The 24945-nt window shown below is 57.9% G+C and carries 25 protein-coding genes and 1 tRNA gene; 10 read left to right on the plus strand and 16 right to left on the minus strand.

The window, feature by feature from the left end:
• Window positions 1-309: 309 nt before the first annotated feature.
• From msrQ to BDE40_RS15315, 4 genes are all read right to left on the minus strand, one after another.
• On the minus strand, window positions 310-951 hold the full coding sequence (gene msrQ / locus BDE40_RS15300; protein WP_134016005.1) for a protein-methionine-sulfoxide reductase heme-binding subunit MsrQ: 642 nt from the start codon (window positions 949-951) through the stop codon (window positions 310-312).
• A 9-nt stretch (window positions 952-960) separates the two neighbouring features.
• Entirely contained in the window at window positions 961-1872 is a 912-nt protein-coding gene (gene msrP / locus BDE40_RS15305) for a protein-methionine-sulfoxide reductase catalytic subunit MsrP (protein WP_134016007.1), read from the minus strand.
• A gap of 138 nt (window positions 1873-2010) precedes the next feature.
• The gene (locus tag BDE40_RS15310; protein WP_162848110.1) at window positions 2011-2640 is read right to left on the minus strand and encodes an MSMEG_1061 family FMN-dependent PPOX-type flavoprotein; all 630 of its coding nucleotides are present in this window, start codon (window positions 2638-2640) and stop codon (window positions 2011-2013) included.
• A gap of 132 nt (window positions 2641-2772) precedes the next feature.
• A complete protein-coding gene (locus BDE40_RS15315; RefSeq protein ID WP_425462407.1) occupies window positions 2773-4221 on the minus strand; it encodes an FMN-binding glutamate synthase family protein in 1449 nt (482 codons plus the stop codon).
• Between the two features lie 298 nt (window positions 4222-4519).
• On the opposite strand from BDE40_RS15315, the gene BDE40_RS15320 reads away from it, so the two are divergent.
• Window positions 4520-5002 (plus strand): fasciclin domain-containing protein, encoded by a 483-nt coding sequence (locus BDE40_RS15320; protein WP_134016011.1) that lies wholly within the window; start codon window positions 4520-4522, stop codon window positions 5000-5002.
• A 50-nt stretch (window positions 5003-5052) separates the two neighbouring features.
• Here the strand turns inward: BDE40_RS15320 and clpB are convergent, their stop codons facing one another.
• Entirely contained in the window at window positions 5053-7668 is a 2616-nt protein-coding gene (gene clpB / locus BDE40_RS15325; RefSeq protein ID WP_134016013.1) for an ATP-dependent chaperone ClpB, read from the minus strand.
• Between the two features lie 220 nt (window positions 7669-7888).
• On the opposite strand from clpB, the gene BDE40_RS15330 reads away from it, so the two are divergent.
• The gene (locus BDE40_RS15330; protein WP_134016014.1) at window positions 7889-8203 is read left to right on the plus strand and encodes a hypothetical protein; all 315 of its coding nucleotides are present in this window, start codon (window positions 7889-7891) and stop codon (window positions 8201-8203) included.
• A gap of 57 nt (window positions 8204-8260) precedes the next feature.
• Complete coding sequence (pyrF, locus tag BDE40_RS15335) at window positions 8261-8950, plus strand: orotidine-5'-phosphate decarboxylase (RefSeq protein WP_134016016.1); 690 nt, start codon at window positions 8261-8263, stop codon at window positions 8948-8950.
• A 61-nt stretch (window positions 8951-9011) separates the two neighbouring features.
• Here the strand turns inward: pyrF and BDE40_RS15340 are convergent, their stop codons facing one another.
• The 4 genes from BDE40_RS15340 to BDE40_RS15355 form a co-directional block, all read right to left on the minus strand.
• Window positions 9012-9302, minus strand: coding sequence for a hypothetical protein (locus tag BDE40_RS15340; RefSeq protein WP_134016018.1), 291 nt, complete (start codon window positions 9300-9302; stop codon window positions 9012-9014).
• 279 nt (window positions 9303-9581) lie between these two features.
• The gene (locus BDE40_RS15345; RefSeq protein WP_246030479.1) at window positions 9582-9881 is read right to left on the minus strand and encodes an NfeD family protein; all 300 of its coding nucleotides are present in this window, start codon (window positions 9879-9881) and stop codon (window positions 9582-9584) included.
• A complete protein-coding gene (locus BDE40_RS15350; RefSeq protein WP_134016020.1) occupies window positions 9881-10768 on the minus strand; it encodes an SPFH domain-containing protein in 888 nt (295 codons plus the stop codon). Before BDE40_RS15350 ends, BDE40_RS15345 begins: the two co-directional genes overlap by 1 nt.
• A 92-nt stretch (window positions 10769-10860) precedes the next feature.
• On the minus strand, window positions 10861-11268 hold the full coding sequence (locus BDE40_RS15355) for an NUDIX domain-containing protein (RefSeq protein WP_134016023.1): 408 nt from the start codon (window positions 11266-11268) through the stop codon (window positions 10861-10863).
• Window positions 11269-11323: 55 nt separating this feature from the next.
• Here BDE40_RS15355 and BDE40_RS15360 point away from each other — a divergent pair, with 55 nt between their 5' ends.
• Window positions 11324-12574 carry a DNA polymerase IV gene (locus tag BDE40_RS15360; protein ID WP_134016025.1) on the plus strand — a complete coding sequence of 417 codons (1251 nt, stop codon included), beginning with the start codon at window positions 11324-11326 and terminating at the stop codon, window positions 12572-12574.
• 3 nt (window positions 12575-12577) lie between these two features.
• On the opposite strand, the gene BDE40_RS15365 is transcribed toward BDE40_RS15360, so the two are convergent.
• Window positions 12578-13438 (minus strand): N-formylglutamate amidohydrolase, encoded by an 861-nt coding sequence (locus BDE40_RS15365; RefSeq protein WP_134016027.1) that lies wholly within the window; start codon window positions 13436-13438, stop codon window positions 12578-12580.
• Window positions 13439-13588: 150 nt separating this feature from the next.
• Between BDE40_RS15365 and BDE40_RS15370 the strand changes: the two genes are divergently transcribed.
• Together BDE40_RS15370 and ykgO are read left to right on the plus strand one after the other, a co-directional pair.
• A tRNA-Val gene (locus tag BDE40_RS15370) sits at window positions 13589-13663 on the plus strand.
• 57 nt (window positions 13664-13720) lie between these two features.
• Window positions 13721-13846 carry a type B 50S ribosomal protein L36 gene (gene ykgO, locus BDE40_RS15375; RefSeq protein WP_048864290.1) on the plus strand — a complete coding sequence of 42 codons (126 nt, stop codon included), beginning with the start codon at window positions 13721-13723 and terminating at the stop codon, window positions 13844-13846.
• Window positions 13847-13995: 149 nt separating this feature from the next.
• Here the strand turns inward: ykgO and BDE40_RS15380 are convergent, their stop codons facing one another.
• A complete protein-coding gene (locus BDE40_RS15380; RefSeq protein WP_134016029.1) occupies window positions 13996-14337 on the minus strand; it encodes a hypothetical protein in 342 nt (113 codons plus the stop codon).
• A 156-nt stretch (window positions 14338-14493) separates the two neighbouring features.
• Window positions 14494-15441, minus strand: a complete 948-nt coding sequence (hemC, locus tag BDE40_RS15385) for a hydroxymethylbilane synthase (protein ID WP_134016030.1) — start codon at window positions 15439-15441, stop codon at window positions 14494-14496.
• Window positions 15442-15541: 100 nt separating this feature from the next.
• On the opposite strand from hemC, the gene hemE reads away from it, so the two are divergent.
• A complete protein-coding gene (hemE, locus tag BDE40_RS15390; protein ID WP_134016032.1) occupies window positions 15542-16585 on the plus strand; it encodes a uroporphyrinogen decarboxylase in 1044 nt (347 codons plus the stop codon).
• Between the two features lie 54 nt (window positions 16586-16639).
• The gene (locus tag BDE40_RS15395; protein ID WP_134016034.1) at window positions 16640-18040 is read left to right on the plus strand and encodes a mechanosensitive ion channel family protein; all 1401 of its coding nucleotides are present in this window, start codon (window positions 16640-16642) and stop codon (window positions 18038-18040) included.
• Window positions 18041-18133: 93 nt separating this feature from the next.
• Here the strand turns inward: BDE40_RS15395 and hemF are convergent, their stop codons facing one another.
• Window positions 18134-19024 (minus strand): oxygen-dependent coproporphyrinogen oxidase, encoded by an 891-nt coding sequence (gene hemF / locus BDE40_RS15400; protein ID WP_134016036.1) that lies wholly within the window; start codon window positions 19022-19024, stop codon window positions 18134-18136.
• A gap of 48 nt (window positions 19025-19072) precedes the next feature.
• Between hemF and BDE40_RS15405 the strand changes: the two genes are divergently transcribed.
• On the plus strand, window positions 19073-19504 hold the full coding sequence (locus BDE40_RS15405; RefSeq protein ID WP_134016038.1) for a hypothetical protein: 432 nt from the start codon (window positions 19073-19075) through the stop codon (window positions 19502-19504).
• A gap of 252 nt (window positions 19505-19756) precedes the next feature.
• A complete protein-coding gene (locus BDE40_RS15410) occupies window positions 19757-21127 on the plus strand; it encodes a D-alanyl-D-alanine carboxypeptidase family protein (protein WP_246030496.1) in 1371 nt (456 codons plus the stop codon).
• 7 nt (window positions 21128-21134) lie between these two features.
• Here BDE40_RS15410 and BDE40_RS15415 read toward each other — a convergent pair whose 3' ends face one another.
• Genes BDE40_RS15415 through BDE40_RS15425 form a run of 3 tightly spaced genes read right to left on the minus strand, consistent with a single transcriptional unit; the run spans window position 21135 to window position 24915 of the window.
• Window positions 21135-22730, minus strand: a complete 1596-nt coding sequence (locus BDE40_RS15415) for an ABC transporter ATP-binding protein (protein ID WP_134016042.1) — start codon at window positions 22728-22730, stop codon at window positions 21135-21137.
• A complete protein-coding gene (locus BDE40_RS15420) occupies window positions 22727-23833 on the minus strand; it encodes an ABC transporter permease (RefSeq protein WP_134016044.1) in 1107 nt (368 codons plus the stop codon). The genes BDE40_RS15415 and BDE40_RS15420 overlap by 4 nt, the downstream gene beginning before the upstream one ends.
• Entirely contained in the window at window positions 23830-24915 is a 1086-nt protein-coding gene (locus tag BDE40_RS15425) for a microcin C ABC transporter permease YejB (RefSeq protein WP_134016046.1), read from the minus strand. Before BDE40_RS15425 ends, BDE40_RS15420 begins: the two co-directional genes overlap by 4 nt.
• Between the last annotated feature and the right edge of the window lie 30 nt (window positions 24916-24945).

A 24945-nucleotide genomic window follows, 5' to 3' on the forward strand; every position in this document is an offset into this window, starting at 1 on the left:
CCGACACTGCATCTCTGCCCTGCCGGTGAAGGGGGTTCTAGGCCCACTCGCACCCGCCCGCAACACCTTTTTTGAAAATTCTAAAAAATTCTCGATAGGTGGCGTAATACATCATTATAAACAACGTCTTATGGCGATTTTCTTTTTGTAAAATTACAGCTGATTTCTGCACCTGCGAAGGTGCCCTCGGGGCAACTTCGGCCCCCTCTTGGTGTTATCCACAACACAACCACAAAATGTGGATTCTTTGAGGCTTAAAACTGGAGACTCAGCTGCGATTCAGTTTTCGACCAGCCAAATGAGTCGGAATCACGGCATCAGGCGTTTGCCGCGCAAAGCCAACAAACCTGCGATCACACCCAGATACACCAAAGGTTCGGTCTCCCAGACCTTCTGAACCATGACATAGTGCAAGCCACCCAAAAGAAGTGCCGGGTAAGCAAGCTTGTGTAGACGTTGCCAAGCCACAGGACCCATCCGGCGGATCATCGCATTGTTGGACGTCACTGCGAGAGGAACCAGCAAGAGGAACCCGACCATTCCGATTGTAATAAACGGACGCTTCAGGATGTCGGCCCAAGCCTCTGCCCAGCGGAACTGGATATCCAGTCCGAGCCAGACACTCAGATGCAAGCAGACATAGAAGAAGGTCAGCAATCCAAGGGGACGGCGAAATTTGATCAGCTTCAACCGGAAGCGATCCCGCAGCACCGAGATCAACATGGTGGCAATGAAGAACTGTAGTGCCAACTCCCCCAACCAGTGCTCGATCGTGCGGGCGGGGTCGACGCCAAGACTGTTCCCGAACAGGTCAAACGTGCCGGACAACGTCAGACCGATGCCCGCCACGATATAGAGCCCCGGCAATGCACCGAGCAAATAGACCAACCAAGTCGGCACCAGGCGCAGAACGGCATTGATCCGTTCCGCGGGGGTCAAGGCGTGCGACATCAGGAGGGCTTAGAAGTTTTTGGCAAGGTCCAAGCCCTCGTAGAGGCCAGCAACTTGATCCGCATACCCATTGAACATCGGCGTCGGGATACGTTTGGCCAGAAGCCCGCCGCCGACACGACGCTCGGATGCCTGCGACCAGCGCGGGTGATCCACCTCGGGGTTCACGTTGCTATAGAAGCCGTACTCGCTGGCGTTGATCGTGTTCCAGCTGGTTTCGGGCTGTGTGTCGGTCAGCGTGATCTTCACGATCGACTTGATAGACTTGAAACCATATTTCCACGGCACCACCAGACGCATGGGCGCGCCGTTCTGGTTCGGGATCGGCTTGCCATAAATGCCCGTCGCCATGATGGTCAGCGGGTGCATCGCCTCGTCCAGACGCAGACCTTCGCGGTAGGGCCATGGAACGAAGCGCCGTTTCTGGCCCCACATCTCCTCGGGGCGGAGCAGGGTTTCAAACGCGACGTATTTGGCACCGCTTTGCACGCCAGCCATGTTCAGCAAATCGGCCAGTTCAAACCCGTTCCACGGGATGACCATCGACCATGCCTCGACGCAGCGGAAGCGGTAGATACGTTCCTCCACGGTCATAGCGGCCATGATGTCTTTGAAGGAATATGCGCCGGGCTTGTCGACCAAGCCGTCGATTACGACCTCCCACGGATCAGTCGTCAACGCCCCTGCATATTCAGCTGGGTCGGACTTGCCGGTCCCGAACTCGTAGAAGTTGTTGTACTGTGTGATTTCATCCCACGCGTTGGGCTCTTCGTCAGTCGAGTATTGCGACGCCAGGGCAGGCCCCGCGATGCCCGTGGCGGCCAAGGCCGAGGCGCCAGCCATGAAAGCCCGCCGGTTCAGGAATACATTTTCGGGAGTGACGTCGTCCCATGTCAGATCAGATTTGAACCGGTTGGCCATAATATAGAGTCCTCGCTATTGCGTGTTCCCTTATGACTTACGCGCCCCGAGGCACAAAACCAAATGAGGCCTGCTCACGAAACTGTGGGGATGGTGTCATCGTCGCGTGAGCTGCTTCATCCCGCCTGCGCTAAATTTTCAATAAAGTCGGGTCTTCTCGTCAGTTGAATGATCATCTTGCACGTCGCCCAAGGTTTGTTCCCGCTCGACGGTTGCAAGAACCCACTCCGCCAGTGTGGGGGCAGTTTTTCGTGCTGGCCAGCTGTCCGGGTACCAAAGTCGGGACCGAATTAACGATTTGGAGCAATGCATAAACGCCTCCTGAACCTCCACAACCATGGCCAGCAATGGCTCTTTGCCATTAATCGCGTGACGTTTGCTAATCGCACGGTCCTTTACGATCCGTGCTTTGCCTGCAACGCGGAGAGTGTCGCCATGACCCGGCACAATGAACAAAATAGCTACATTGGGATCTTCAAGAATGTTCTTGAAGCCATCGACTCGGTGATTGCCCAATCTATCAGGAATTATCAGCGTTCTATTATCAAAAACCTCGACAAAACCAGCGGGATCTCCCTTCGGCGACACATCAATCAGACCCTTTGAAGATTTAGTGGCCACAACAATGAAGGGTGCGATGGCAATGAACTTACAAGCGACATCGTTAAGCTGATCTGTGACTTTGAGAAACGTGTTGGTAAAGCCTTCGGTCGGCATCAATTCGCGTAACCGAGATACACTCGTAATTTCTTCGTCCACCTTTAGCATCGGAACATCCTTTTCAAGGTGACCGCCATTCATTGCCAGCCAGCAAATCTACTATAGCAGGTACTGAAGGAATCTCAGGGGATTAGTAGCAAGGTATGAATCGGCAAGGTACGACCAGAGCAAAAAAGGGTCCTACCCCGCGTCCTTCACTGGATACAACACATCCATCGGCACCGATTTCCCCGTGTCCTGCACAAGCCGCACATGTTCGCGCCGCATCTGGCGCGGCTCGGGTACACCGACGGAGTGGGCGATCAGCTCCACCTCTTTCACGATACCTTTGGCGTAGCGCGCGACCTTCTTGTACTTGTCTTCCGGCACCAATCCTTGCTGGAACCTCGGGTCATGCGTGGTGATGCCTGTCGGGCAGGTGTTCTTGTTGCACTTCATGGCCTGAATGCAGCCAAGGCTAAACATGAAGCCCCGTGCAGAGGTTACAAAGTCCGCCCCGGCAGCCAGCGCCCAAGCCACATCACCTGGCACCATCAGCTTGCCTGAGGCAATCAGCCGTATCCGGTCTTTCAACCCGTATTCCCGCAGCAGGTTCGCGACTTCTGGCAACGCTTCCTTGATCGTCACCCCGACAAGATCCATCAGCGGAAGGGGGGCCGCTCCGGTTCCGCCTTCTCCGCCGTCGATGGTAATAAAGTCAGGGGCCTCGTCGCGTTGCAGCACCAGATCAAAGAGGTCGCGGAAAGGGGTCTCCGATCCAAAAACCGTTTTTATCCCTGTCGGCTTGCCTGTCACTTCGCGCACATGGGCAATCATGTCCAACAGCTCAGCGACGTTGGAAATCTCGACATGGCGGTTCGGTGAAATGCTGTCTTGCCCCTCGTCGATCCCGCGAATGGCGGCGATTTCGGCCGTGACCTTGGCACCGGGCAGGATGCCGCCCTTGCCAGGCTTTGCCCCTTGCGCCAACTTGATCTCGAACATCTTCACTTCGGGATGTGCTGCAACTTCACGCAGCTTGTCGTCATTGAGCGATCCATCTTTGTTGCGCACGCCATATTTGGCAGTGCCAATCTGGAACACGATGTCCGCGCCACCCTCCAGATGATAGGGGCTGAGCCCCCCCTCACCCGTGTTCATCCAGATACCTGCTTCCTTGGCCCCGCGTGAAAGGGCAGTCACCGCAGGTTTCGAAATCGCACCAAAGGACATGCCCGACAGGTTGAAGAACGATTTGGCCTCGAAGGGATGTCTTGCTGTGCTGCCAATTACCAAAGGCTCCGAGGATGCAAACTGATCGTCCAACGGAGGAAACGCGGCATTCACAAAAAGCGGTGTCCCCACCACTGACAGATTGCGGGTCGATCCGAACGCGACTGTATTTCCCTCTCCACTGGTTGAACGGGATATCCAGTCCCGCTGCGCCCTGTTGAACGGTAGTTCCTCACGATCCATCGCGAAAAAATACTGACGGAAGAACTCGCCAAGCTCGGTAAAAATGTGTCGAAACCGTCCGATGACAGGATAATTGCGCCGAATGGCGTCGCTCGTTTGGGACCGGTCGATGGCAAACAGAACCATCGCCAACAGCACCGCGATGCCGATGACACCTGCGAAGGCCAATGCCATCACCTCGATCACCCAGCCCGCCCAATCAAACATCCACATTCCGGTTCCCCATTTTATGTTTTGCGTACTGTCGGATGCGCCAGCAGAACACGCAAGTGAATGCTCAAAAAGCCACGCTGCGATCACGGGCGATAACAAGAATGTCATTGGAAAGCTGGAAAACCGGTTGCTTAGGCCAAGCTCGAGTTTGGTCAAGAATGAAAAAGTGCGGATCGGCGGCATCCTGCCGTGGGGTTTGTGCGTATCGGTTCCGATGCTCAATCACGAGCGTCTTTTGAAATGAACAGGAGACCACGATATGATCCGCAGAACTTTTATCGCCCTGACCGCCGCCGCAGCCCTGACGGCACCAGCCTTCGCAGATGGCCACTCCAAAGACATCGTCGATACAGCCGTTGCCGCAGGCAGCTTCGGTACCCTTGTCGCAGCTGTGCAGGCGGCGGGCTTGGTTGACACCCTGAAGGGTGAAGGCCCGTTCACCGTCTTCGCCCCCACGGACGAAGCGTTTGCTGCCCTGCCCGAAGGCACGGTCGAAACTCTGCTCAAGCCGGAGAACAAGGATCAGCTAACCGCGATCCTTACCTATCACGTCGTGGCTGGCAAAGTGATGTCGGGCGATCTGACCGACGGCATGACGGCTGCAACAGTCCAAGGTGGCGAAGTGACAATCAAAACCGAAGGTGGTGTGATGGTAAACGATGCCAACGTAACCGCCGCCGACATTGAGGCCTCCAATGGCGTCATCCACGTCATCGACAAGGTCATCATGCCCGCAAGCTAACGGGCCAAACCTGAATAAGGAAAGGGCGCCCGAAGGCGCCCTTTCTTACTTTAGTGAACCACCGCGTCGTCCGGCTTCGGCCTGTTGGACGCGCTAATGCGCCCCCCAACCAGCAATCCGTCCGGCCCTGCGCTCACTTCGACGGTCGAGCCATCAAGCACCTCGCCGGCCAAGATCATCTCGGCCAACGGATCTTGAAGCGCACGCTGAATGGCGCGCTTCAAAGGCCGTGCCCCAAACACTGGGTCGTAGCCTTCGTCGGCCAGCCATTGCTTGGCCTCCTCGTCCAGCGCCAAAGTGATCTTGCGACCAGCAAGGCGTTTTTCCAAACGCGCCATCTGGATGTCCACAATCGCGTTCATGTCGTCGCGGGCAAGGCGGTCGAAGATAATCGTCTCGTCCAGACGGTTCAGGAACTCGGGTCGGAAATGCGCCCGCACCGCGTCCATTACGTCACGCTTGGCAGCCGCAGCGTCCGCGCCTTCAGGAAGCTGGCTCAACGCCTGCGCCCCAAGGTTCGAGGTCAGGATGATCAGCGTCTGCTTGAAGTCCACGGTGCGGCCTTGGCCGTCTGTCAGAACCCCGTCATCCAGCACCTGCAACAGCACGTTGAACACGTCAGGGTGTGCCTTTTCGACTTCGTCGAACAACACAACCTGATAAGGTCTGCGCCGCACGGCCTCGGTCAAAACGCCGCCTTCGTCATAGCCGACATAGCCCGGAGGGGCACCGATCAGACGTGACACCGCGTGCTTCTCCATAAACTCCGACATATCGATACGCACCATCGCGCTGTCATCGTCGAACAGGTACTCCGCCACAGCTTTGGTCAGTTCGGTTTTACCCACGCCTGTTGGCCCGAGGAACAAGAACGAGCCAAGTGGCCGGTTTTCGTCGTTCAGCCCGGCACGCGCACGGCGCACCGCGTTCGACACTGCTTGCACCGGAAGACGCTGCCCGATCACACGACGACCCAGCTCTTCTTCCATTTTCAGCAGCTTCTCACGCTCGCCTTCCAGCATCTTGGAGGTCGGAATACCGGTCCAGCGCTCAACGACGCTGGCGATCTGCTCAGGGCGCACGGCCTCCTCGACCATCTGCGTCTCTTCGCGGCTTTCAGCCTCTGCCAACGCCTTCTCCAGATCAGGGATCACGCCGTAAGACAGCTCCCCCGCTTTGGCGAGGTTGCCTTCGCGTTTGGCGATATCCAACTCGGCCCGCGCACGGTCCAGCTTCTCTTTCAAATCACGCGCGCCTTCGAGTTTGTCACGCTCTGCCTGCCAAGCAGCGGTCATTTCGCTGGAGCGTTCCTGCAAGTCGGAAAGTTCCTTCTGCAAGGTCGTCAAGCGATCTACCGAAGCCGCATCATCCTCTTTCTCCAGCGCAGCTGCTTCGATTTGCAGTTGCAGGATCTGGCGATCCAATGCGTCCAACTCTTCCGGCTTGCTGTCGACTTCCATGCGCAACCGCGACGCGGCTTCGTCTACAAGGTCGATGGCTTTATCCGGCAGGAAACGATCGGTGATATACCGGTGCGAAAGCTCCGCAGCCGCGACCAGCGCGCTGTCGGAAATCCGTACACCGTGGTGCAGCTCGTACTTTTCCTTGATGCCACGCAGGATCGAGACCGTGTCTTCCACGGTCGGCTCTGCAACCATGACCGGCTGGAAACGCCGCGCCAAAGCCGCGTCTTTTTCAACGTGCTTGCGGTATTCGTCCAAAGTCGTGGCACCAACGCAGTGCAACTCACCCCGCGCCAAAGCAGGTTTCAGCAAGTTGGAGGCGTCCATAGACCCCTCGCTCGCGCCCGCGCCGACCAGCGTGTGCATCTCGTCGATGAACAGAATGATCTCCCCCGCAGCGGTGGTAACCTCTGACAGGATCGCTTTCAGACGTTCCTCGAACTCGCCGCGATACTTCGCGCCTGCAATCAGCGCACCCATGTCCAAAGACATCAGCTGCTTGTTGCGCAGGGATTCCGGCACGTCACCATCAACGATGCGCAGGGCAAGACCCTCGGCAATCGCGGTTTTACCCACGCCAGGTTCCCCGATCAGAACGGGGTTGTTCTTCGTGCGGCGCGACAGAACCTGCATCGTACGGCGGATTTCTTCGTCACGACCAATAATCGGGTCAATCTTACCCTCGCGTGCAGCTTCGGTAAGGTCACGCGCATATTTCTTCAGCGCGTCGTAACCTTCTTCGGCATTGGCACTGTCAGCGGTGCGCCCCTTGCGAACGTCGTTAATCGCGGAGTTCAGCTTCTGCGCTGATACGGCACCCGCGTCCAACGCATCCTTCGCGGGGCTTTTCACCATCGCTAGGGCGCATAGCATCCGCTCGACAGGCACGAAGCTGTCTCCAGCTTTCTTCGCCAGCTTCTCGGCTTCGTCCAGCACTTTGCCAGTTTGGCTGTCCATATAGACCTGCCCGCCAGAGCCGGTCACTTTCGGGATTTTCCCCATCGCTAGTTCCACGGCCTCTTTCACGCGCGCAGGTGCGCCACCAGCGGCAGAAATCAGGTTGGAGGCAAGCCCTTGCTCGTCATCCATAATCGCCTTGAGGAGGTGTTCGGGGGCAAGGCGCTGGTGATCCTCGCGCATTGCGATCGTTTGCGCGGCCTGGATGAATCCGCGGGCGCGCTCTGTGAATTTTTCCAAATCCATTGGGTACGTTCCTTTCATTAAGCCTTTGTCGAATTGTAGCCCGCCAGGCGGCACTGTGCTTTGACAAATCTCAAATCCTAAATGGGGAGTAGCCTCCATCCGCTCAAGGGGTGTGATCACAAAATTTCGACGTTACAAGGATTCACTACGTTGTTACCGGCCTTAAGTGGCGACGGAACCTTTTCAATCCTAAGTTGTTAATAGTGAAAAGGAGGTAACTATGAGCAGTTATCAAACAGAAGTGCAAAACTTGAATTACAACGCCGCAACGCGGTGTTTCGAGGCCTTGGTTGTGTTTCACGAGGGGCACGAGACCCGTAAGGTTCCGATCTCCGCTCCTTTGCCGATCGCGACAGATTTCGAGGCGGTTTCAACCGTTTTGGTCGCACGCGCCAAAGCGCATCGCGCGAGGGGCCGTGCGAAATTGATGTCGCGCTCACCCACTCAAAAAGCTGGTCGCCTCATCCACATCAACGACATGATCCGCCAACTCAAGGATACCATGGGTCTTAACAATATGCAGACCGCCGCTTGACGACACGACGTCAGACGGGCAGCTAGGGCAAAATCCTAGCTGCAAAGGCCTGCTCCCATGTCCGATGACCGTCTGATCGTTGCAATTGACCTCCCCAATGCCCTCGCTGGGCTGGATTTAAGCCAGCGCCTCGGCGATAGCGTAAATTTCTACAAAATCGGCCTCGGGATGCTGACCGGTGGTGGCCTTGCTCTCGCCAACGAGCTCAAGGACGAGCACGGCAAGCGCATTTTCCTCGACATGAAGCTGTTCGACATCGGGGCAACCGTCGAAGCAGCCGTCCGTGGCCTTGCACAGTTCGACCATGATTTCCTAACCGTCCATGGCGACCCCCATGTGGTGCGCGCCGCCAAGGAAGGTGCGTCGGGAACCAACATGAAAATCCTTGGCGTAACGGTTCTTACGTCGCTCGATCGCGCCGATCTGGATGATGGCTGTATCAAAGCTGGCGACATTCACGAAATTACGCTCGAACGTGCTGCAAAAGCCCTAGAGGCTGGGGCCGACGGCGTCATCGCCTCCCCGCAAGAAGCTGCGATGATCCGCGCCCTCCCCGAGGCCAAGGGCCGTTTGATCGTCACCCCCGGCGTGCGCCCGTCCGGTTCGGCACTTGGCGATCAAAAACGCGTTGCGACTCCAGCCAAAGCTATCAGCGACGGGGCCGACCACATCGTGGTAGGCCGCCCGATCTGGCAAGCAGAAAACGCGCGCGAAGCAGCCCAAGCGATCCTAGACGAATTGCCATAAAAAAACGAGCCCCTCGGTTAAGAGGAGCCCGTTTTTTGGTCTCGGGAGGAGATCTGTTGGATTAGTTGAGCGCTGTACGCTCAGCGGCAGAGTCGTTGCCAAGTGCGAAGAAAGCTTGCACGTCGCGGCTTACATCAGCGCCACCGATCATTGCGTTCATTTCAGCTGCGGATTCATTGGCAGAGATGCCAACTTTCAGCGCTTTCGCTACGTTGCCTGTCGATGTTTCGCTCACGGTCAGTTCAGCGGCAGAGTCGTTGCCCATGGCGAAGAAGGCTTGCGGGTTGCTCACGTCTGCAAAAGCAGGTGCGGTTGCGGTCAGGGCGATAACAGTTGCGATAATGGTTTTCATTTTAAGTACTCCGGTTTCGATTTTAAGGTTCAGCGTTGTTGCTGTTGATGAACCTAATTTGGAGCTTTCCGCGCTCACGCTCAATGAACAGGTTCGTGAGAATTGCGCACGATTGGTGCGCAGGTGAACAGACTTGGTGCAAGGTTGAGCAGCGGATAACAAGCCCGTTAGAACTGATCAATTCGCAAAATTATTTGAAACTATTCGGCGGCTAGATACGTGAAGGCCCGCACCAAAGGCACGGGCACATGATCTTTTTTACGCGGTCGGGAAAAGGAATCAGTTCTCGTTGATATCTTTGTCCCAGACTTTGACCTGACCGTTACGGCGACCAAAGTACTGGCGCAGCCCCAACCATGTGATCAGCGACACCGCCCCGTAAACCGATAGCGTTATGGGCAACGAGTCCATCATCATCCCAGCAGGCCAGACACCGACTGCGAACACAACCCCCATTGCCGCCGCCGCGAGGGCAAAGCCCAGCAGGATGTAGCCCGGCATCAGGATTTCGAATACGCCAAGCAACAACGCCAGCGCGAACCAAACCCAGTATTGGTTCCACAGAATGAATTGTTCCATCAGGTCCTCCCCTTCAGAAGTTTAAACGCGTCGCCAAAGGCATCCAGCGCGGCGGAAGGCAACAACACGGTTTGCTTGCCAGAGCCTTTGGCCACTTCGGACAATGCCTCCACCTGCTTCAAGGCCACTTGATACTGTGCAGCCTCGACGCCGTTTTCCTTGATCGCGATCGCAACCACTTCCGTGGCATAGGCTTCCGCGTCCGCTTCAATTCGGCGGGCTTTAGCCAATTGCTCGGCAGCATAAAGCTGCGCGTCGGCATTCAACTCGACCGACCGCTTGGAGCCTTCGGCTTCCGTCACTTGCGCACGGCGCGCACGTTCGGCATTCAACTGCTGCATCATCGCGGCGCGGGTTGCGTCATCAAGGTTAACGTCCAAAATTTCCGCTCGGGTTACTTCGATACCCCAATCATCCACGACCTTCTCAAGCGAAGATTGAATGCGTTCGATCAACTGTCCACGATTGGACTGGACTTGGTCCAGCTCCAGCGTACCCAACTCGGAGCGCACGATGCCAACAACAGTGGTCGTGATCGCCGCGTCGATGTCGCGAATACGGTAAACCGTCTTTTCCGGCTCGATGATGCGGTAAAACACGCTGCTTTCGACCTGCACCAATACGTTGTCAGACGTGATGGCATCTTGGCGATTGGTCGGCAGCTGGCGTTCCAGAATGGAAATCTTGTGCGCCACACGATCCAGAAACGGCACGATAAAGTTGATGCCAGGCCCAAGCACCGAACGCAGGCGACCGAAGCGTTCAACCACGAACTTGTCGCTTTGAGGGACGATCCGCACGCCCGCAAGGACGACGACCACCAAAAAGACGAACAACAGCAGGAATACCGCGTTATTGCCCAAAAATCCCAAAATAATGTCTTCCATCAATAAATTCCCTTCACTGTCCTAAGGGTTATATGGGGTGCAGAAGGCCCGTTTAGAAGAAAGAAACAGTCTGTTTCGGTCGATATCGGCAGCTAGAGTCTTTCCAGATACACCCGTAAGCAGTCCTGCAAATGTGCGATAGCATCGCTGCGGGACAGGTATTCTTCCGGGGTCATGAGCATCCAGCGCTGCCCTTCATCCCCGAAAACTACGCCCGATTCCGCTCCGGTGGGCAAATGAGCGGCGAAGAAATACGCGGTCCCTACGGGCACGGTTGTCTGATACGCCCATTTGCCGACCAGTTGATCCGATATCAATATCAGACCGAACTCTTCCTTCAGTTCGCGCAACACGCATTCCTCGGGGCTTTCCCCCAACTCCCGTCCGCCTCCGGCAAAATCCCAGCAATCCGGAAAAGGGATGTGATCAAAATCATCGCGCAAAGCGACCAACACCCGCCCGCCTATGAAAACCGCAACTTTTGCGCCGTGAAATTCCATGCGCCACACATAGCATAAGATTGCCGCCCACACCCCGCTGGCGTATCACCACTCCATGCCTTCGCTTTGCCGCACCTGTTTCCACCAATATGACCAAGGCCCCCGCTGCCCCGCCTGCGGGTCGCCTCGCGTCATGTCACATCCGGAACTGTTCGAGCTTTCCATCGCGCACATGGATTGCGACGCCTTTTATGCGTCTGTCGAAAAGCGCGATAATCCGGCTCTACGCGACAAGCCCGTGATAATTGGGGGCGGCAGGCGCGGTGTTGTTTCTACCGCCTGCTACATCGCCCGCATCAAAGGTGTGCGTTCCGCCATGCCGATGTTTCAGGCACTCAAGCTTTGCCCCGAGGCCGAAGTCGTGCGTGGCCGCATGGACGTCTATGTGGACGTGTCCCGCCAAATCCGCGCCTTGATGCAGGAATTGACCCCCGCCATCGAACCGCTTTCCCTCGACGAAGCTTTTCTGGACCTCACAGGCACCGGAAAACTGCACCACGCCCCGCCCGCGGTTATGCTCGCGCGCTTGGTTAACCGGATGGAAAGCGACATCGGTGTGAGCGGCTCCATCGGATTGAGCCACAACAAGTTCCTCGCAAAGGTCGCGTCTGACTTGGACAAGCCGCGCGGCTTTTCTGTGATCGGCAAGGCGGAAACCGACGACTTCCTGCGTGACCGCCCCGTCTCCTTGATCTGGGGCGTCGGCGCGGTAACCCGCGAGAGTCTGGAAAAGGCCGGCATTCGCACATTCGCCGACCTGCTCCGGTGGGACCGCCTAGACCTACACGCGCGCTTTGGCTCGATGGGGGATCGCTTGTGGCATCTTGCCCGTGGTGAAGACCGCCGCCGTGTGTCCGCCCATGAGCCGGTCAAAGGGATCTCGAACGAAACCACGTTCCATGATGACACCGCCGACACTGACCTGTTGGACGGTCACCTGTGGCGCATGGCGGAAAAGGTGGCGGATCGCGCGAAGGCCAAGCAAATTGCGGGCCGCGTCGTCACGCTGAAGCTGAAGACCGCCAAGTTCAAACTCATTACCCGCCGCCAATCCTTGCGAGACCCGACGCAATTGGCCGACCGCATATACCGCACGGCGCGGGACCTGATGGCCAATGTAAACGAAGGGCCTTACCGCCTGCTTGGCGTCGGCATCTCCGATCTGATGCCCGAAACTGACGCCGACCGCACGCCAGACCTGCTCGACCCTGATGCCGCGAAGCGCACGGATGCTGAGCGGGCAACTGACAAGATTCGCGAGAAATTCGGTAGCGATGCGATCAAGAAAGGCCGCTCCCTGCGGTAGCGCCTATTCGGCGGCCAAGGGCAGCTCTTGGCGACCCAGATCAGAAATCTCCGCCACGATTTTTTCCATCAACTGGCAGAAGCTGTCGAAATTGCCGTTCGGCCTGACAAATTGCTCGTTCATATACAAAGCGCGGTCGATCTCGATCTGGATCGCATGATGGCCGCGCGACGGGCGACCGTAAACCTGCGTTATATATGCCCCTGCAAAGGGCGCGTTCCGGCTGACCCGCAATCCGGCCTCCAGGAATATGGTCTCGATCCGGTCAACAATGTCGCCACCAGCCGCCGCCCCGAAACGGTCACCTAGCACCACTTCAGGGCGGGCAAACCCCACCAGCGCCACGGATTGCACGGCCTCGTGGGGCATAGAATGGAAGTCGACCAACACCGCGCGCCCGAAAGTCCGGTTGGTTTCCTCCATCAGGTTCCCAAGGCATTTGTGATACGGATGCCAGTACTGCTCGATCCGCGTACTGGCCTCCTCCATCGATAGTTTCCCCGCGTAAATTGCGCGCCCGTTCGCCACCACGCGGGGAATCACCCCAAGTCCGGAGGCGATGCGCGGGTTATGGCCCGGTCGGCGAACACCCTGCACGACGGCAGGGTCCAGTTCATCACAGGCTCGGTTCAGGTCAAGAAAGGCCCGGGGCATATTCGCGGCCAGAAACGGGGACCCATACTTGGCCGCAGGGGCGACCAGCCTGTCCACGAACGCATCTTCCGATGAGCGTATCTGTAAATCGTCCAGCACGGTGCGCCGCAGAAATGCGTGGCTATAATTCCGCCCGCTATGCGGACTGGCAAAGACCATGCAACTGGTTTGGACCTCTGGTAGGGTCAATGTGTAAGCGTCGTTCGTCATGCCCGCTCCTGTTGCCCAGAGTATAGGGCTAAAAATTGCGTATTCAAAAGCCCTTGAACAGCATTCCGACTCCTTCTATAGAGCGCGGACCAACGTGCTCCGGCTGCGTCCCCTTTGCTGTGGGATCGGATCGGAATATGAAGGTCAGATGGGCGCTTAGCTCAGCGGTAGAGCACTTCGTTGACATCGAAGTGGTCACTGGTTCGATCCCAGTAGTGCCCACCATCTGAACGAATTTTAATTGAAGGCGCCCTACCGCGCTGGACGAATAGGAGAAGAGACATGAAGGTTAAGAACTCACTTCGCTCCCTGAAGTCGCGCCACCGGGATTGCCGGGTCGTGCGCCGCAAAGGCCGCGTTTACGTGATCAACAAAACCCAGCCTCGCTTTAAAGCCCGCCAAGGTTAATTCCTTGGGCCAAGCTTGAGCGCTTCGGCGTTTTGGACTGAACAGAAAAAGGCCGCTCTCTCGGGAGCGGCCTTTTTTAATTCCAATATCAACCATCACAGAGTGATTAAACGTCCGGACAACTTCGCAGACGTTGGTGAACGCGCAAGTTAGCTACCGATCAGGCGCCCAAGAAACGACCGCGGTTTTTCGGCTGGTTGTTCAGTAGCCCGCGCAGCAGGTGCCGGGGAAATCGGTGGCAAGGCAGCTGCTTTTTGCGCCGCTGGCTTTTTAGGCTCCACTGCGGGCGTTGCGGCCTCGGCATAGGGTTCAGAAGCGCTTGGCGCTGCGGCTTCTGGCTTTTGCACTTCTGGGGCAGTCGGGAGCGGCATTGGTGTTTGAGTCTTCTTCAAAGCCTCTTCTTCCAACAGCTCTTTGATCGTTTTCATTGTAAAGGCTGTTTTCTCCCGACCGGAGGCACCCTTCATCGGCTGAAGACGTCCATGTTCCATTCTCTGACCTCCTAAATCTTGAGCAAATTGTTAAAACTCACGCAAATTTTCCTTCGCGTGGTTGGAACAATCCTCTTTAATTATGGCAATTTTGCGCTTTAGGTTGGGCGAAACGGTGCCAGTGCACTCGCTCGGAAACCCTTTTTGGTGCCTTAACTAGCTGCGCCAATCAAAGAAGTTCTTCGGGGCTCGCGCGGTTAACCGGTCTGCCACGGCACGGCCCATCTCGGCTGCATCCTCGATCGGAGCGGATTCAGCATCACTCAATGCCTCGGATCCGTCAGGGCGCAAAATCTGGGCCCGGAACTGCACTGTTCCTCCGTTCAATTCAGCCAAACCGGCAATCGGCGTCTCGCAAGAGCCTTCCAGTTGCGCCAGATAAGCCCGCTCGCAAGCCAGCCTCTGACCTGTAGGAACATCATGGATCGCCGTTAGCATCTCTGCCACGCGGCTATCATCACCACGGCGCTCAATCCCGATCGCACCCTGTGCGACGGCGGGAAGCATGTCGTTCGTCTCAATCTCTGTTGCAGGAACACTGTCCATCGCAAGCCGGTTCAGCCCCGCCATCGCAAGGAAGGTGCAGGTTGCGACTCCAGCATCCAGCTTCTTCAGCCGTGTCTGCACATTGCCACGGAATTCCACCACATTCAGATCAGGGCGGCGGTTCAAAATCTGCGCACGACGCCGCAATGACGACGTCCCAACAGTTTCTCCGGCAGCCAAATCCGCAATGCCCTTTGCCTTGAACGACACAAACGCGTCGCGCACATCCTCGCGCGGCAGGTAGGTGTCCAGAAGCAAGCCATCGGGCTGCTCCACGGGCATGTCTTTCATCGAATGGACCGCAATGTCGATCTGGCCCGACAGCAGGTCATCCTCGATCTCGCGGGTAAACAGCCCCTTGCCGCCGATCTCCTTCAGCGGCCGGTCCAGAATGGCGTCCCCCGTGGTTTTGATCACCACGACCTCGAACGCCTCTTCCGGCAAATCAAACGCCGCCATAAGCCGCGTGCGCGTCTCGTAGGCCTGCGCCAAAGCAAGCGGCGATCCGCGGGTGCCAATCCGCAAGGGTGAGGTCGGGGTGGGTAGGTTCAATGCCATGACAGTCTGCTTAAATGGGCTCACGAATGCTGACAAGCTGTCGCCTTGACATTCGGTCGCCCGAGCGCGGACAAGAGGTCGCAATAGAAGGAGTGTGGCCATGGCCGAGCAGAAGAAAATCATGCGTGCATTGGCAGGCGAAACCCTGGATACGCCGCCAATCTGGATGATGCGCCAGGCGGGCCGCTATCTGCCGGAATACAAGGCCACCCGCGCGCAAGCGGGCGACTTCCTGTCTCTGTGCTACAACCCTGAATTGGCGACCGAGGTCACACTTCAACCGCTCCGCCGCTTCGACTTTGACGCGGCCATTCTGTTCGCCGACATCTTGCTGTTGCCGCAAGCCTTGGGGGCGGATCTGTGGTTCGTCACGGGCGAAGGCCCGCGCCTGTCAACCGTGACCAGCGCCGCCGACTTCGCCAAACTCAAAGGCCCGTCCGACGTGCACGAGCATCTGTCGCCGATCTACCAAACAGTACGCAACCTTGCAGGCGAGCTACCAAAGCAAACCACGCTGATCGGTTTCGCAGGTGCCCCATGGACCGTGGCCACTTACATGATTGCGGGCCAGGGCACACCCGACCAAGCCCCCGCCCACAAGCTACGCGTCGAACAGCCCGATGTGTTCGACGCCTTGATCGATCTGCTGACTGACGCCACCATCGAATACCTGTCCGCGCAGATCGACGCGGGTGCCGAAGTGGTGAAACTGTTCGACAGTTGGGCAGGTTCGCTGTCCGGCGATGCGTTCAAAAAATACGCTTTGGCCCCTACAGCGAAGATCATCACTGCGCTGAAAGCCCGCCACCCCGACACGCCTATCATCGCCTTCCCGCGTGAAGCAGGCGACAACTACATCGGCTTCGCCAAGGCAACTGGCGCGGATTGCGTGGCGCTCGACAACTCCGTCTCCGCCGACTGGGCCGCCGCAAAGGTACAGGTCGATGGGTGCGTGCAAGGCAACCTTGCTTCGCGCCACATGGTGACCGGCGGGAAGGATCTCGTCGACGAGACCCGCGCCATCGTCAAAGCCTTTTCCAAAGGCCCGCACATCTTCAACCTCGGCCACGGCATCACCCCCGACGCCAATCCCGACAATGTGCAATTGATGATCGACACGGTGCGCGAAACAACCACCGGTTAGGTTCACTCTCTTTTCACTGGAACACCAACCGCCTGCCCCGCTAGGGTCGGGCGCATGATGACTCGTATCCTGTTCGCGCTCTGCGCCGTTTTCGCCCTGTCCTTCCCCGCCCTCTCGCAAGAGGCATCCAGCGAGGGTCAAGACGTCACTTCCCCGTCACAAGCCGTCTCGGTCGAACCTACGGCACGGGACGAGCAGATCGCCGACCGGATCGTCGGCATCCTGCGCTCGACAGGCTGGTACAAGTTTTCCCGTGTCGAAGTGAAAGACGGCATCGTCTTCCTCGACGGGCGCACCACCAATGACGACCACAAACGATGGGCGCGCGATCTGGCCTCGCAAACCCAAGACGTGGTCGCCGTGGTCAACCGCATTCAGGTGGTGCAAGAGGCCAACTGGTCCTTTGCCCCCGCATTGGGCGAGATCAAGTCCGTCGGCAAACGCATCGTCACTTCCCTGCCCCTGATCGTGCTGGCGTTGATCGTTCTGCCGCTGACTTGGTGGCTATCCTCCCTCGCCGCCAGAGGTATCCGCCGCTGGCTGCTGGGCGGCATTGCGTCTCCGTTCCTGCGCGACATCGTCAGCCGCGCCATCGCGCTACCGATATTCCTGATCGGGTTGTTCGTGGTGTTGCAGGTGGCGGGCCTCACGCAAATCGCCGTGTCAGTCGTTGGCGGCGCAGGGGTGATCGGTATCGTCGTCGGCTTCGCGTTCCGCGACATTGCAGAGAACTTTCTGGCTTCGTTGCTCCTATCCATCCGCCGCCCCTTCCAGTCCGGTGACTACATCGAAGTCGCGGGCATGGCAGGCTCGGTGCGCTCGATGAACACACGTTCGACCGTACTGCTCAGCCCCGAAGGCAACCACATCCAGATCCCCAATGCGATGATCTTCAAAAGCACAATCGTCAACTACACCAGCTCCGCCAACCGCCGCGACACGCTGGTGATCGGCGTCGGATACGATGTGTCGGTCGCCCGCGCCCAAAGCCTGATCCTCGAGGTCATCGCAGGCCACGAAGCTGTGCTGAACCAGCCGGAGCCGATGATCCTCGTCGACGGCCTCGGCAGCTCCACGGTGAATATCAAGGCGTACTACTGGGTGAACGCCAAAGACTTCTCCGTGCTCAAGGTCAAATCCGCGCTGCTGCGGCAGGTCACCAAGCGGTTGACTGAGGAAGGCGTCTCCATGCCCGACGACGCACGGGAAATCATTTTCCCACAAGGCGTTCCGGTCTTACAACTCGAGGGGGCCGCGGAGAAATCCGCGCTCGCCATCGCCAGTCAGGAGTTTTCCGAAGGCGCCAAGCAAGTCGCCGCTGCGGCCGCCGCCGACGATGCGATGCCGGAAGTTGAGGGCAATCTGCTCAACGAACAAAGCGACGTCGAACAAGCCACCGCCGACGCCGTGGTCACAGAAGAAGACGGCGCAGACCTGTTGTCAGACAAAGCCTGACCGTTCCCCGCGTTTCATCTTGGCAAAAATATTCTCAGGGGGTCCGGGGGATGAAATCCCCCGGCCGGTCGACGCGCGCCAGCGCGGCGAAACTCAGTACCACTTCGCAACAGGCGGCAGTGACATCAGCACCGCATTGGCGTCATGGCCCGTCTCCAACCCGAACTTGGTCCCGCGGTCGTAGACGAGATTGTATTCCGCATAAAGCCCGCGATGCGCCAGTTGCGCTTCCTTGTCAGCCTCCGACCACGGCGCATCCCGCCATTTTTCCGTAACCCCCAGAAACGCCGGTAGAAATGCGCGGCCCACATCCTGCGTGAACGCAAAATCCGCATCCCAATCACCGGTGTTCAGATCGTCATAAAAGATGCCACCAACACCGCGCGCACGGTGACGATGCGGAACATAAAAATACTCGTCCGCCCATTCTTTGAAACGCGGGTAATAACCGGCGTCATGCTTGTCGCAGTACTCTTTCAACACAGTGTGGAAAAACGCAGTGTCCTCCTCACGCTCGATGCAAGGGTTCAGGTCCGACCCGCCCCCGAACCACCACGCACCCGGCGTCCAGAACATGCGGGTGTTCATGTGAACCGCTGGCGTTTGCGGGTTCTGCATATGGGCCACCAGCGAAATCCCCGACGCCCAGAACCGCGGGTCGTCCGCCATCCCTGGCACGCCCCGTGCCGCCATGGCTTTCTGCGCCCGCTCGCCCAATGTGCCGTAGACCGTCGAGACGTTCACACCGACCTTCTCGAACACGCGCCCGCCGCGCATCACGCTCATCAAACCACCACCCGCATCTGATCCGTCGTCAGAACTGCGGGTCGTCTTGGTCACTTCAAACGCACCCGCTGGCTGGTCCGCAAACGGCCCTTCCGTCTGGGTATTTTCCAAGCCCTCGAAGGCGGCAACGATATCGTCGCGCAGGCTGCGGAACCATGCAGAGGCTTGGGCTTTCTTGGCGTCGAAATCGTTAGTCACAGGCTTGTCCTATTTGCTTCACGTCGTGCTAACATTTGTCGGTGACAAGTGTCACGTTCCCTTGGCGTCGCAGCTGGAGTATTATGGCTCATGAGAAAAATTCTGATTGTCCCGCTTTTATTGCTGTCCGCCTGTGCCAGCCCACGCGAAACCTGCATGCAAAATGCGGTCAAGGATTTGCGCATCGTACAGGCGCTCATTGCCGATACGCAGGCCACCATTGATCGGGGCTATGCCATTCAAACCGAAACACGCACAGTGATTTACACCAATTTTTGCGTCGGCACCGGAATAGGCAGCGACGGGCGATTCAGTTTCTGCAACTACCCGCAGCCTGTGACGACCAAAAAGCCTGTGGCTGTCGATTTGGATCAGGAACGGCGCAAACTACGCTCGCTCAAAGCAAAGGAAACGGAGCTGAAACGAGAAAGTTTACTGCAACAACAGCGCTGTGAATTAGAGTTTCCCGAGGCATCCTGATACCTTTTTCCAAATATCTAGTGGGTCGCCACGACCCCGCCACTAGATGTGGGTGAGACACTTCAACGACACCCCCAAACTGCCTGAAACTAAACTGTTTTCTGAAACCGATCTTTGTGCTAGCGGTGTTTCAAAGGTCGGTGATCGGCTGAAAAATAATAATGGGGATGCAACGTCATTCCCGAGGCAAAATGGGCAGACGTCGTGGTTTTACGTCTTTTGAACACAGTCCGTGTAGGACTGGTTATTCTTGTGGCATCCGCTTGGGCTGGGGCAACCTACGCAGCACCCTATGCGGCGCTTGTGATCGACGCGCGCACTGGCGAAGTGCTGCACGCACGAAACGCTGACACGCGACTTCATCCAGCGTCTTTGACCAAGATGATGACGCTCTACGTCACCTTTGACGCGATCCGTCGGGGCCAGCTGACACTCGACACCAAGGTTAAAATTTCCCGCAAAGCCGCCGCCGAGCAGCCTTCGAAACTTGGCCTGAAAGCTGGCCAACGTATTGCAATCCGCTATTTGATCCGGGCCGCATCCGTGAAGTCGGCCAATGACGCAGCTACCGCGCTTGGCGAAGCCGTCTCCGGCTCCGAGGCCGCGTTTGCACGCCGTATGAATGCCATGGCCAAAGCCCTTGGCATGACCAACACCACTTTCAAGAATGCTCACGGTCTGACCGAAAACGGCCATATGTCCACCGCCCGTGACATGACAACCCTTGGTCGCCACCTGATTTATGACTACCCGCAATATTATAACCTGTTCTCTCGCCAGACGACTCATGCTGGTGTGAAACAAGTGTCCAACACCAACCGCCGCCTTTTGCAAAACTACAAAGGCGCAGACGGAATCAAGACCGGCTACACCCGCGCCGCTGGCTTCAACCTCGTCGCCTCCGCCGAGCGTGGCAACGAGCGCGTGATTGCCACCGTGTTCGGTGGTACATCCTCTGCCGCCCGCAATGCCCGCGTCGCCGAGCTGTTGGACATGGGCTTCAAACGGGCGCCCTCCCGCGCCAAGTTGAGCAAACCAACCCGCCCGAATCTTGCCGCGCAGACCGTGATCGAGCCGAAGGTCATCAAGGTCGCCCCGACCATCACCGCGCGCCGCTCCAGCCCGAGACCGTTGCAGCGGCCTGACCGCGCACCGTCCGAGGACATGTTGCTCGCCATCGTGGAGAGCGTCGACAATAACGTCAGCCAAGCCCGTGCAGAGGTGGCCACCCGCGCCGCGCAAAGCACAGAACTTGCGAGCGCTGGAGCCGTCGTCACGCCAATCAGAAAACCCCAAAACCTGGTACAAGCGGCCATCGACACCACAGAGCCCGCGCGCAAGCCCCAGCCCCGCCGGATCATCACCCGCGCCTCAACGTCAGGCGGGCGTCATTGGTCCATTTCGCTGGGCAACTACACCACACGCAACACCGCCGAGCGGCTTTTGCTGAAAACGGCATTGCAGGAAATCGACACGCTAGACGAAGCGCTGCGTAAGGTCGTAAATCGCCCGCGCGGATGGGAAGCCAATTTCGTGGGTCTGTCGCAAAACAATGCCACTTTGGCGTGCCAACGCCTCAGCGCGCGCGGTCATGATTGTGAAGTGCGTGGCCCGGGGGCGTAAACGCCCCCTACTTCGCCTTTAGCTCCAGTGCGGCCGCCAGCAACTGCTGGGTGTAGGGAACTTTCGGGTTGGCAAACAGCTCCTCGCTGTCGCCAATCTCGACCACATCGCCCTGCTTCATCACGATCACCTTATGCGACATCGCCCGCACAACCTTCAGATCGTGGCTGATGAACAGGTAGGCCAACCCGTATTTCTTTTGCAGGTCGCGCAACAGCTCCACAATCTGCACCTGCACCGTCATATCCAACGCGCTTGTCGGCTCGTCCAGCACAACGAGTTTGGGGCGCAGGATCATGGCGCGGGCAATTGCGATCCGCTGCCGTTGACCACCCGAGAATTCGTGCGGGTAGCGGTGCATCAATTCGGGCTTTAAGCCCACTTCCGTCATGATCTCCGACACCATCTCGCGCCGGTCACGCCCCGGTTCGGTACCGTGAACGCCCAAACCCTCGGCGATGATCTGCTCCACGGTCATACGTGGGCTGAGCGAGCCGTAGGGGTCCTGAAACACAATCTGCATATCGGCTCGAAGCGGTCGGACCTCTTTAGAGGACAACCCCTGAATCTCGCGTCCCTCGAACTGGATCGACCCCTTGCTGGAAATCAAACGCATAATAGCCAGCGCCAGCGTCGTCTTGCCGGAGCCGGATTCACCGACGATACCCAACGTCTCCCCCGCTCGCACGGAAACTGTCGCTGCGTTGACTGCCTTCACATGGCCTGTCGTGCGCTTCAATAATCCCGTCTGAATAGGGAACCAGATGCGCAGGTCTTCGGTGGACACCATCTCGGGTGCGTCGTCGGGTACGGTAACCGGGATACCCGTGGCCTCCGCCTCCAACAAAAGCTTGGTGTAGGGATGCTGCGGGTTGTCGAAAATTTCTGCCGTTGGCCCGGTCTCGACGATCTGCCCGTGCTGCATTACGCAAACGCGGTCCGCAATCTTGCGCACCACGCCAAGGTCATGGGTGATGAACAGCAAGGACATGTTCTCGCGTCTTTTAAGGTCCGCAAGCAGTTCCAAAATCTGCGCCTGAATAGTCACGTCCAGCGCCGTGGTCGGCTCGTCCGCGATCAGCAGTTCCGGCCCGTTGGCCAGCGCCATCGCAATCATCACCCGCTGCCGTTGCCCACCAGACAGCTGGTGCGGGTAGCTTGATAGGCGGCTCTCAGGATCGCGGATGCCGACTTTTTCCATCAACTCGATCACCCGCGCCCGCGCAGCCGCGCCGCGTAGACCTTGGTGCAACTCGATGCTCTCGGTGATCTGCCGTTCCAGCGTGTGCAGCGGGTTCAGCGACGTCATAGGCTCTTGGAAAATGAAGCTGATGTCGTTGCCACGCACCTGACGCAACTCGCGCTCGCTCGCCGCCGTCAGGTCTTTGCCGTCATAGCTGATCTGCCCCGTTACCGTCGCACTGTCAGGCAACAGCTGAACGGTCGAAAGTGCCGATACCGATTTACCCGAGCCCGACTCGCCCACCAAAGCCACGGTCTCGCCGCGATCCACATGGAAGGACACACCCTTGACCGCCTCGGTCACTTCACCGTCTTGGCGGAAGCTGACGGACAGGTCTTTGACCTCCAGTAGCAAACTCATTGGAAGGTCTTTCTAGGGTCAAACGCGTCGCGCACACCCTCGAAGATGAACACCAGCAGCGACAGCATCACCGCGAATGTGGTGAAAGCGGTAAAGGCCAGCCACGGGGCTTGCAGGTTCTGTTTCGCTTGCAAGGTCAGCTCCCCCAGCGACGGGGCCGAGGATGGCAGGCCGAAGCCAAGAAAATCGAGGGACGCCAGCATCCCGATGGTCCCTGTCACGATGAACGGCAGGAAGGTCAGCGTCGCGACCATGGCGTTGGGCAGCATGTGGCGGAACATAATGGTGGTGTTGGAAACGCCCAGCGCCCGCGCCGCGCGGACATATTCAAAGTTGCGCGCCCGCAGGAATTCGGCCCGCACCACGCCGACCAAAGCGGGCCAGCCGAACAGGATCGACAAGGCGACCAACAGCCAGAAGCTTCGTCCAAGAATGGCGAACATGATGATAATAACGTAGAGGCTTGGTGTGGCCCCCCAAATTTCCAGCACCCGCTGAAAGATCAGGTCCGTGCGCCCGCCAAAGAACCCCTGCACCGCCCCCGCGGCTATGCCGATAAGTGACGACACCACAGTCACCACAAGCGTGAACACGATCGACAGACGGAAGCCGTAGATCACCCGCGCCGCTACATCGCGCGAGGTGTTATCCGTGCCCAGCCAGTTCGTCGCGTCTGGTGCCGCAGGCGCGGTTCCGGGGCGGTCGACGATGGTGGTGTAGCTGTAGGGAATGATCGGCTTGATGATCCACCCTTTCTCCACCGGCTCCCCCGCGAAGGTGCCGGTCGCGGCCTCTTCCATGACGGCCTCGGGATCGTCCCAGCAGTCTTCTATGCCGCCGGTTTTGATCAGGCATTGAATCTCGATATCGCGATACACCGCTTCGGTCCGCAAATCCCCGCCGAACGTCGTCTCCGGGTAAAAGCTGGTAATCGGGGTAAACAACTCACCGCGATATTTGATCAGGATCGGCTTGTCGTTGGCGATAAGCTCCGCACACAACGAAAGCCCGAATAATACCGCGAAAATCCACAGCGACCACAGCGCGCGACGGTTGCGCTTGAAATTGGTCCAGCGACGTTGGTTCAGAGGCGACAGCGTCATGTTTCGCGGCTTTCGAAGTCGATGCGCGGGTCAATGAAGACATACATCAGGTCTGACAGGATGCCGACGATCAGGCCGATCAGCCCGAAGAAATAGAGCGTCCCGAACACCACCGGATAATCCCGCGCAACGGTCGCCTCAAACGCCAAGCGCCCCAAGCCGTCCAGCGAGAAGATGGTTTCGATAATCAACGAACCCGACAGGAAGATGCCCAGAAACAGGCTCGGGAAGCCGGCAATAACGATCAGCATCGCGTTGCGGAAGACGTGGCCATATAGCACCCGTCCCTCGGACAACCCTTTGGCCTTGGCAGTCACCACATACTGCTTCTTGATCTCGTCCAGAAACGAGTTCTTCGTCAGCAAGGTCAGCGTCGCAAACGCGGCGATGGTCGAGGCGGTCACCGGCAGCGCGATGTGCCAGAGGTAATCCAGAACCTTACCTACCGCACTCAGGTCGTCAAAATTGTCAGACGTCAGCCCTCTAAGCGGGAACCACTGGTAATAGGACCCGCCCGCAAACAACACCAGTAACACGATGGCGAATAGAAAACCCGGAATGGCATAAGCCACGATGATCAACGCAGAGGTCCAAGTGTCAAAGCTGGACCCGTCGCGGATGGCCTTGCGGATGCCAAGCGGGATCGAGACGATATAGGCAATGATCGTCGACCAAAGCCCTAGGGTGATCGACACTGGCATCTTTTCCCAGACCAGATCAAGCACCCCGACGGATCGGAAATAACTCTCCCCGAAATCGAACCGCAGGTAGTTCCACATCATGTTCAGGAACCGCTCTACTGGCGGTTTGTCGAAGCCGAATTCTTTCTCCAGCTTGGCGATGAATTCCGGCGGCAGCCCCCGCGCACCCTCGTATTTGCTGTCAGTGCTCAGGCTCTCCAGCTGGCTGTCGTTACTGCCGCCCGAGAAGCCTTCAAAAACATCGCCCTGCCCTTCAAGATTCGCGATGATCTGCTCGATCGGGCCGCCCGGCACGAACTGCGTCAACGCAAAGTTCACGATCATGATCCCGATCAATGTCGGGATCACCAGCAAAAGCCGTCTGAGGATATATGCGCCCATGTTCGGGTCTTACCGCCTGTTTTTCCGACG

Origin of the sequence: Litoreibacter halocynthiae (genome assembly GCF_004365635.1) — a bacterium.
Classification (GTDB): Bacteria; Pseudomonadota; Alphaproteobacteria; order Rhodobacterales; family Rhodobacteraceae; genus Litoreibacter; species Litoreibacter halocynthiae.